The sequence below is a fragment of the Aquiflexum lacus genome (assembly GCF_015476655.1).
GTDB lineage: Bacteria > Bacteroidota > Bacteroidia > Cytophagales > Cyclobacteriaceae > Aquiflexum > Aquiflexum lacus.
Window position 1 is genome coordinate 333,861 of sequence record NZ_JABFHF010000003.1, and the last position, 7,621, is coordinate 341,481.

Genomic DNA, 7,621 nt, shown 5'->3' on the forward strand with positions numbered 1-7,621 from the left:
TAAAAAACATTTTCCTTTAGAGTGAAATTTAAATTGAAATTTATTTCTCGCATTATTTAATAAAAAGATAAAAAAATACTTATAAATATAATTTTAATAATAAATGATTGTATCAATATATATGTATTAAATTCTATTTTTTATTGCGTGAAAAGTATGAAAGGGACATTCAGTATATGAGTTTAAATTTAATAGGCATATTTTTTCTGTAACAGCTTGATGGTTTTATTAAAATATTATGAATAAAAAAGCCAGTTTGGTAAAACTGGCTTAAAATTGAATTTTTTAAAGTTAAATTTAAACTGAAAAACTTTCTCCGCAACCGCAGGTTCTAGAGGCATTGGGGTTGACAAATTGAAAACCTTTACCGTTCAATCCATCTGAAAATTCCAATGTCGTTCCTGCCAAATACAGCAAACTTTTTCTATCTACAATAATTTTAACTCCTTTGTCTTCAAAAATATGGTCAGAGTCTACTGTAGTACCGTCAAAACCTAGATCGTACATCAATCCCGAACATCCACCACCTTTGACAGAAACTCTAATATTCTCATCCTCTGCCCTTCCTTCCTCTTTTTTCAATTCTAGAATTCTTTCTTTTGCCTTTTCTGAAACGATTATCATATCTTTAAATTATTAAGTCAAATTTATAAGCACCAAATTAACATGCTTTGTTTTGAAATGATTCACAAACAAATATAAAAAATAATCAAGATGAGAAAAATTGAACATTTGGGAATTGCAGTCAGGGATCTTCAAAAATCAAATGATCTCTTCAGGAAATTATTGGGTTCAGAACATTATAAAACAGAAAGTGTTGAAAAGGAGGGTGTCAAGACTTCTTTTTTTCAGGTAGGGGATACCAAAATAGAACTTTTGGAAGCAACAAGAGAAGATAGTCCAATAGCAAAATTTATTGAAAAGAAAGCAGAAGGAATCCACCACATTGCTTTCGATGTGGAAGATATCTTTAAGGAAATGGAAAGGCTGAGGGCGGAAGGATTTGAGATTTTGAATGATATCCCTAAAGAAGGGGCGGATAATAAATTGGTGGTCTTTTTACATCCCCGGTCAACCAACGGGGTTTTAGTGGAGTTGTGTCAAGAAAAACAAGCCGATTTTTAAACGTTTGACCTTTTTTCTTTAATCCATTAATTCTGTAGTAAAAATTTCTTTAACTATTTTTTTTTCAAATTATCATCTTCTCTTAATTCATTTACAATGCTATGAAACCATCAATCAAAATTTTTCTGATTATTCCAGTGTTTGTTCTTTTGTCTTTAATCCAACAAAATTGCCTTGCCCAAGAAGTGGGTGAAAGCAGGTTTGGAATTCAGTTGTCATATGGCAATCCCTATTTTATCCCAGGCAAGTAGAGAATTCTTTGGAGCTTTTCGGCTTGGATTTTCTCTTGGTGTTGGCAAGGAGTTCAACTTGGGGGAGAAGTATGCTTTATTGATTGTCCCAACTTTTAATGCCAATCCATTTTTCCCTACAAACACAGAAGGTATGACCCAATTGGGAATTCGCAGTATCTTTGCATTTCCAGGTAAGAAATAAAAAGTACAAAATATGTCCGAAGAAAGAACTGAGATCTCTGAAATAGGAGAATTTGGTCTGATTGACCATCTGAATGAAAAAATAATCATCAAAAACGCGTCTACCATCAAAGGAATCGGTGATGATGCAGCAGTCATTGAAGCTGGTGACCATGTCAAAGTGGTGACAACTGATTTATTGTTGGAAGGGGTTCATTTTGATATGTCTTATGCACCATTGCCCCATATTGGATTTAAGGCAGTCGCTGTCAATGTCTCTGATGTAGCAGCCATGAATGCCGTACCAAAGCAGATTACTGTAAGCATTGCACTTTCCAATAGATTCTCTGTGGAGGCCGTTGAGGCCCTGTATGCAGGAATCAATGCAGCTGCCGAGCATTATGGCGTAGATGTCATAGGCGGGGATACTACTGCTTCCCGCTCGGGTTTGGTGATATCGGTGACCGCCATAGGGGAAGCCAAAAAAGAATCTTTGAGTTTTCGATCAGGTGCCAAGGTCAACGATATCATTTGTGTCACAGGAGATCTGGGTGGTGCTTTGGTAGGTTTGCAGATTTTGGAAAGGGAAAAGCAGGTCTATTTGGCTAATCCCGATATGAAACCTGAATTGGAAAAATACAGCTACGTTACGGGAAGACAATTAAGGCCTGAAGCGAGAATGGACATTGTCCATGAATTGAGGGAATTGGGGATTGTGCCCAGTAGTATGATGGATGTTTCAGATGGCTTGGCTTCTGAATTGTTTCATATCTGTAAGGCATCCAAAATCGGTGTTACCATCTATGAGGATAAATTACCCATTGACAAACAGACTTTTGATACCGCAGTTGAACTGAATTTGGATCCGATTACCTGTGTTTTGAATGGGGGAGAGGATTACGAATTGTTGTTCACCATTGACCAAAAGGATTTTGAAAAATTGGAAAAACATGCTGATATCCATTTTATCGGTCATGTGACCAAGGAAGAGGAAGGGAAGTTTTTGGTAACAAAAAGCGGAACGGCAGTACAGTTAAAAGCCCAAGGTTGGAAGCATTTTTAAAATCATAGTTCTCCAACTTTTCCAAGGGCATAATTTACCAATTTATCGTCCAATCTGAAATTGAGTTTCTTTTTAAGGACCTCAATTTCAGATTTTAATGAATCTATCTTTCCTTCAATTTTACATCTAATCAAAAGCCCCAATATTCCGGTAATTTTTATTCCCAAATTTTCAGCTATTTTCCTTCCTTTTTTCTCATCAATGAGTAAAAGGTCAGCGCTTCTTTCCATACAAACTAATATTGATTCAGACTCTCCAATATCTAAAACTTTGCTTAACTCATTTAATGCAATTTTATTTCTACATTCAGCTACAATAAATGATCCGTGGGATAATGGGCCTAAATCATAGCCATATTTTATCAGTGATTGGGTTTCTTCAAAGACTGATAATGGAATTAAAATCTGATCAAAAAATTCAGTTAGTATTTCGATTTTTCCCAATGCCAAAAAACCTAAGATAACTGATGAATCAGCTACTACTTTCATTTTGCAATTTCAGGTTGATCAAATCAATGTTTAAATCTTCGATGTCATAGTTAACAGTTTCATTCCTATTGGCTAACTCCTTTAAAAATTGAATTCTATCAATCCCGGCAAAGTGAAATGCTTGGCCAATAGAAAACTTACCTCTTTTGTATAAAGCAACACTGAGTTCAAGTTTGATATCTTTTTCGTCTAATCCCACTTCCGGAAAATTTTCAAGGGAAATCTTCATATTCTATTTGTTTATTGATCTAAATATAGGAAATTTTATTTTCAAAATCTGGTTCTTAACTATGTCGAGACTTATCAAATCATCTTATTTTTATCCTTTAGAGGTTATTATTGACGATAGGGAACCCATGTCTGTTGAAAAGGAATTGCTGGCAAAGGGAAATTTGTTGGTGCAGAGAAAAAGGTTGGATGTTGGGGATTATATTTTTGACAACGATTTATTGGTGGAAAGAAAAACTGTGGTTGACTTCTGTGGATCCATTAAAGATGGTCGGCTTTTTAAGCAAGTAAGCAAACTTGCAAAAAGTAAAATTCCGGGGATATTGATTTTGGAGGGGAAGCAAAAAGAATTTAAAGAGACTGATTTTTCTGTTTCAGCTATTCAAGGTATTTTGGTTTCCATCAGCCTAGGATTCAAAATTCCAATTCTTCAGTCCAAAGGAATAAAAGAAACAGTAGCGATTATGTTGCAGGGCTATAAGCAACTGACAAAGGACAGACTTCAAGACCAAAGGGTTTATCCCCGTAAGGGAAATTTTAAGAAGGGTAAAGATCAATCTTTAAAACAAAAGATCCATATACTGGAAGGCTTTCCAGGAATAGGAGTGGACAGGGCAGAAAGATTATTGGATCACTTTGGAAGTTTAAAGGCTGCTTTTGATGCGGATTTTGAAAAACTCCTGAGTGTACCGGGCTTTGGAAGAATTTCTGCCCTTAAGTTCATTGAAATTCTTGATGATTAAAGGTTCATTTGAGCATCCATAGGAAGCCCAAATGAATGTAATATTTACTTTTTTTAAAGAATCAGCCAATCTTTTCAGTCGCTTCGATTTATGTTGCTGCCTCATCTTTAGGTGGTTTTCGATGCCAGTAAGATGCTAAAACTGAACCTGTGATGTTCATCATCGGGCCAAAAACGGCGGCAGCCAAACCAACAGTCGCAATCTTACCCATTTCCTTGGCCAGTCCTGAGGCTAATCCCGCATTTTGCATGCCGACTTCAAGGGCAATTGTTCGGCAATCGCTTTCATTCATCCTGAAGAGTTTTCCCATCCAATAACCTAAGGTATATCCACTTAAGTTGTGAAAAAGAACCAAAAGAATCAGCAATGGCCCAATGGACAAGAGATTATCCCTTCCGGCGGCGGTAATGATGACGATGATCACGGCAATGCCGATCATAGAAACCAAAGGCATGGCAGCGTCAAGCCATTTCATTTTTCCGCCCAGGTATTTGTTGAACAGTAATCCTGCTCCGATGGGTATAATTACAATTTTCACGATATCCAAGAACATTCCCCAAACGTTGACTTCCACAAATTCTCCAGCTAACCAACCCATCAGGACAGGTGTGATAAAAGGTGCCAACATCGTGGTAATGGCTGTAATGGTGATTGATAATGCCAAATTTGCTTTTGCCAAAAAGCTCATGACATTAGAAGCCATACCACTAGGGGAACAACCAATCAATATTAGACCCGCAGCAATCTCAGGTGGAAATCCACTGGATTTTGCCAAAGTATAACCTATAAAAGGCATGATAGAAAATTGACAAAAAACACCTATTAAAACACCTTTTGGCATTTTTACCACTCCATGGAAATCTCTTAGGCTCATAGATGTACCCATTCCAAACATGATGATCTGAAGCAGCGGAGTAATTAATCCGCTCAATTTGAAACCACCCATTTCCTGAAAAAAAACAGGATAAAACATGGCTGCAGTAACAGAGGCAAAAATCATGATGGTGTAGGTAAAGCCCTTGAGTTTTTCAAAACCCCTGAACCCTATCCCTAATAAAACAAAAAATAAAATCAACAGAGGCCCTATAAATACTGTATGATCCATCAGAAACAGGATTCCGGACAATAATAATACTGGCAAAGAAAGCCATAATAGTGTTTTAAATACGTGTGGTTTCAAGGTGCAGGTTTTTTTGGGTTTGAAATAATGGGTAATCTATCAGCTAAATTTTAAAATCTAAAACCTCTAATATAAAAACCAACATCAATGATAAAATTATTCAACCTTAGAACAAAAATTTCCAATTGAAATAGTTCCTTGGCTACTTTTTCTTGAATGACCATTTTATATAAAATCTTGCAACCACCTCACCGTCGGGATTGGTGCCGGTAGATATCATGGTCAAGGTGTTAGTTGCTCCTGTTGTTAAGTTGTCGAGTATTTGGGTCAGTTCAATTCCCTGATTACAAACAAAGGTGATTTTTTGGTTCGCCTTTTTGTGGTATTCAGCGCGGAAATCCACCACCAACATGCTGAATTTTCCTTTTCCTGCCATAGCCAACTGACATAGTGCCCCGGTACTCAATTCCCCTGCACCTGCCATGGCTGCAAAATAGATGGATTTGAAAGGATTTTGACTTCTCCAGAAATAGGGAATGCTTACCCAACATTCCTCAGGAGTTATTTTCTTGATCTTTATTCTCCAAAAAACCACAGAGGGTAATTTAAAAAGCATGGCCCACCAATAAATAAAAGGGTTGTTCATTCTTTTCAGGTATTTCTTGGCTTCAGGGGTCATATGATTTTTGATTTTATTGTTCGTCAAATTAAGCAAAAAATTAAATTCCCTTTTTGAAATGGCATCTTTTTTGGGCAATTTCGGGCAAAATATAAGGATATGTTAAAGAAGATAATTTTTCTGTTGGCCTTGGGAATCACGGTGTATTCCTGTGCCAAAGTTCCCATGAGTGGAAGAAATCAATTGTCATTGGTGAGCAATGAGGAATTGTTGCCCATGGCGTATGTACAATACAATGATGTGTTGAAAGAAAGTAAAATTGTGACCAATACGGCCGAAGGACAAATGGTGGTGCGCGTAGGAAAAAGGATCGCTGAAGCAGTTAAAGTTTTCATGACCGAACAGGGTTTGGAGAAGGAATTGCAGGGTTTTGCCTGGGAATTCAATCTGATTGAGGATGACATCGTCAATGCCTGGTGTATGCCCGGTGGTAAAGTTGCCTTTTACACAGGTATCATGCCGATATGCCAAGATGAAGCAGGTGTAGCGGTGGTGATGGGACATGAAGTAGCCCATGCCATTGCTAACCACGGCAGAGAAAGGATGTCAAACGGGATGTTGCTCAATGGATTGATCGGAACAGCCCAAGCTGCCATGGGTCAGAATCCCACCCTGACCCAAGATCTTTTTCTGCAGGCTTTTGGAGTAGGCGGTCAGTTGGGCATGTTGACTTTCTCGAGGACACATGAATTGGAAGCAGATCAGTTGGGACTAAATTTTATGGCTTTGGCCGGATATGACCCAAGGGTTGCTCCCGGTTTTTGGGATAGAATGGGAGAGGGACGCACAGGTGAAGAACCACCTGAATTTCTTTCCACACACCCCGGCCCCAAAAGAAGAAAGGATGAACTGAACAAAGCCATGCCAAAGGCGATGGAGTATTATGAGAAGAGTGATAAGGTGAAGTAGTTGGGGGATTTGGATTTAAGATTTTAGATTTTAGATTTAGGATTGCCTTCAGATAGCGGGATTAGATTTAAGATTTTAGATCTAAGGTTTGAGTTGGGAGGTGGATTGTCCGTTAGGGGCAGTTGGATTGAGTATTAAATGATGAGTGAAGAATGATAAGATGGGGAGAAATCAAAGAAAATAAAATCAAAAAGCCTGACCTGATGGTCGGGCTTTTTGCTTTTTTAATGAAAAGCTACATGGGTTTTAGCCAAAAGATAGATTTCCAAATAGGCGTGAAATCTTCCCAAAAGGTGTAAAGGATTCAAACCTTCCCTGTTTTTGGCGGAAAGCCTAATTCACTTTTGACATTATTTCGGCCAAAAACCGGAGACGTTTTGTTGATCATTGTCCCCGGGTTGCGTTCCTTACCCGGGGCTACCCATATTTGATCCCTATGGGATCATTTTTTAATTCAAACCGGCTGCTATCAATAATCAGCCAAATAAATCCTCAGAAATAAGCCGAAACAAGCAATCATCCAATAAAACAAAATCCCAAATAGAAAAAATACCCTGTTTACGGTATTTTTTGTGGAGGAAGAATATAGTAGGTTTAGAAAATAAAAGGAAAGAAAAACCAGACTGATCTATTTATATTTTATAAATCTGTCTGGGAAATCCAAACAGATAAGTAAGTTGCCAGTAATGTGAACAAACCGCAAAATGTTTCCATATAATTCAACTTTTTATTATCTTTGTTCTGTATCATGAATTAAAAAACTGACTGATGAAATTTGGGAGTTCAGGACAAAATATAGCGGACTGCAATATCGACTTTTCGCATTTTGGGACAAAACAGACAAATCTGAAAC

The 7,621-nt window shown here is 37.5% G+C and carries 11 protein-coding genes; 6 read left to right on the plus strand and 5 right to left on the minus strand.

The annotated features are described in order from the left end of the window. Positions 1-297: 297 nt before the first annotated feature. Positions 298-624 (minus strand): HesB/IscA family protein, encoded by a 327-nt coding sequence (locus tag HMJ38_RS05035; RefSeq protein WP_194973264.1) that lies wholly within the window; start codon positions 622-624, stop codon positions 298-300. 90 nt (positions 625-714) lie between these two features. Between HMJ38_RS05035 and mce the strand changes: the two genes are divergently transcribed. The 3 genes from mce (at position 715) to thiL (ending at position 2,601) form a co-directional block, all read left to right on the plus strand. Next, positions 715-1,125 carry a methylmalonyl-CoA epimerase gene (gene mce, locus HMJ38_RS05040; protein WP_194973265.1) on the plus strand — a complete coding sequence of 137 codons (411 nt, stop codon included), beginning with the start codon at positions 715-717 and terminating at the stop codon, positions 1,123-1,125. 174 nt (positions 1,126-1,299) lie between these two features. Further along, complete coding sequence (locus HMJ38_RS05045; RefSeq protein ID WP_194973266.1) at positions 1,300-1,560, plus strand: hypothetical protein; 261 nt, start codon at positions 1,300-1,302, stop codon at positions 1,558-1,560. 12 nt (positions 1,561-1,572) lie between these two features. Continuing rightward, positions 1,573-2,601, plus strand: a complete 1,029-nt coding sequence (thiL, locus tag HMJ38_RS05050) for a thiamine-phosphate kinase (RefSeq protein WP_194973267.1) — start codon at positions 1,573-1,575, stop codon at positions 2,599-2,601. Between the two features lie 2 nt (positions 2,602-2,603). On the opposite strand, the gene HMJ38_RS05055 is transcribed toward thiL, so the two are convergent. Beyond that, on the minus strand, positions 2,604-3,089 hold the full coding sequence (locus HMJ38_RS05055) for a DUF3368 domain-containing protein (protein WP_194973268.1): 486 nt from the start codon (positions 3,087-3,089) through the stop codon (positions 2,604-2,606). Continuing rightward, positions 3,073-3,318 (minus strand): UPF0175 family protein, encoded by a 246-nt coding sequence (locus HMJ38_RS05060; RefSeq protein WP_194973269.1) that lies wholly within the window; start codon positions 3,316-3,318, stop codon positions 3,073-3,075. The genes HMJ38_RS05055 and HMJ38_RS05060 overlap by 17 nt, the downstream gene beginning before the upstream one ends. 61 nt (positions 3,319-3,379) lie before the next feature. Between HMJ38_RS05060 and HMJ38_RS05065 the strand changes: the two genes are divergently transcribed. Beyond that, positions 3,380-4,060 (plus strand): ERCC4 domain-containing protein, encoded by a 681-nt coding sequence (locus HMJ38_RS05065; protein WP_194973270.1) that lies wholly within the window; start codon positions 3,380-3,382, stop codon positions 4,058-4,060. An 88-nt stretch (positions 4,061-4,148) separates the two neighbouring features. Here HMJ38_RS05065 and HMJ38_RS05070 read toward each other — a convergent pair whose 3' ends face one another. Continuing rightward, positions 4,149-5,165: a bile acid:sodium symporter family protein gene (locus tag HMJ38_RS05070; protein WP_194973293.1), complete on the minus strand. Its 1,017-nt coding sequence runs from the start codon at positions 5,163-5,165 to the stop codon at positions 4,149-4,151. Positions 5,166-5,382: 217 nt separating this feature from the next. Further along, positions 5,383-5,859 carry a DUF4442 domain-containing protein gene (locus HMJ38_RS05075; protein ID WP_194973271.1) on the minus strand — a complete coding sequence of 159 codons (477 nt, stop codon included), beginning with the start codon at positions 5,857-5,859 and terminating at the stop codon, positions 5,383-5,385. Between the two features lie 99 nt (positions 5,860-5,958). On the opposite strand from HMJ38_RS05075, the gene HMJ38_RS05080 reads away from it, so the two are divergent. Both HMJ38_RS05080 and HMJ38_RS05085 read left to right on the plus strand, forming a co-directional pair. Continuing rightward, a complete protein-coding gene (locus HMJ38_RS05080) occupies positions 5,959-6,768 on the plus strand; it encodes a M48 family metallopeptidase (protein WP_194973272.1) in 810 nt (269 codons plus the stop codon). A 152-nt stretch (positions 6,769-6,920) separates the two neighbouring features. Beyond that, positions 6,921-7,067 (plus strand): hypothetical protein, encoded by a 147-nt coding sequence (locus tag HMJ38_RS05085; protein WP_194973273.1) that lies wholly within the window; start codon positions 6,921-6,923, stop codon positions 7,065-7,067. Positions 7,068-7,621 lie beyond the last annotated feature (554 nt).

Coding starts and splice junctions, on each gene's coding strand:
- HMJ38_RS05035 (WP_194973264.1), bottom strand. CDS start 624: ATGATAATCGTTTCAGAAAAGGCAAAAGAAAGAATTCTAGAATTGAAA.
- mce (WP_194973265.1), top strand. CDS start 715: ATGAGAAAAATTGAACATTTGGGAATTGCAGTCAGGGATCTTCAAAAA.
- thiL (WP_194973267.1), top strand. CDS start 1,573: ATGTCCGAAGAAAGAACTGAGATCTCTGAAATAGGAGAATTTGGTCTG.
- HMJ38_RS05055 (WP_194973268.1), bottom strand. CDS start 3,089: ATGAAAGTAGTAGCTGATTCATCAGTTATCTTAGGTTTTTTGGCATTG.
- HMJ38_RS05060 (WP_194973269.1), bottom strand. CDS start 3,318: ATGAAGATTTCCCTTGAAAATTTTCCGGAAGTGGGATTAGACGAAAAA.
- HMJ38_RS05065 (WP_194973270.1), top strand. CDS start 3,380: ATGTCGAGACTTATCAAATCATCTTATTTTTATCCTTTAGAGGTTATT.
- HMJ38_RS05070 (WP_194973293.1), bottom strand. CDS start 5,165: ATGGATCATACAGTATTTATAGGGCCTCTGTTGATTTTATTTTTTGTT.
- HMJ38_RS05075 (WP_194973271.1), bottom strand. CDS start 5,859: ATGACCCCTGAAGCCAAGAAATACCTGAAAAGAATGAACAACCCTTTT.
- HMJ38_RS05080 (WP_194973272.1), top strand. CDS start 5,959: ATGTTAAAGAAGATAATTTTTCTGTTGGCCTTGGGAATCACGGTGTAT.
- HMJ38_RS05085 (WP_194973273.1), top strand. CDS start 6,921: ATGATAAGATGGGGAGAAATCAAAGAAAATAAAATCAAAAAGCCTGAC.